We start from the raw sequence: 207 nt of genomic DNA on the forward strand, positions 1-207 counted from the left end.
TACTTCCGCAAGACATGTTATGAGATATTTTATTAAAAGTGCGGGTGAAGGGAGTCGAACCCCCACGCCAAAGGCGCTAGATCCTAAGTCTAGTGCGTCTGCCAATTCCGCCACACCCGCATATTTTATTGAAAATGGTGAGCCATGAAGGATTCGAACCTTCGACCCTCTGATTAAAAGTCAGATGCTCTACCAACTGAGCTAATG

Annotated in this window: 1 tRNA gene; it reads right to left on the reverse strand. The window is 45.9% G+C overall.

The features are described from left to right. Positions 1-39 precede the first annotated feature (39 nt). A tRNA-Leu gene (locus tag JDS95_RS30960) sits at positions 40-120 on the reverse strand. Between the last annotated feature and the right edge of the window lie 87 nt (positions 121-207).

Source organism: Bacillus cereus group sp. N24 (assembly GCF_016483345.1).
In the GTDB taxonomy this organism is placed as follows: domain Bacteria; phylum Bacillota; class Bacilli; order Bacillales; family Bacillaceae_G; genus Bacillus_A; species Bacillus_A toyonensis.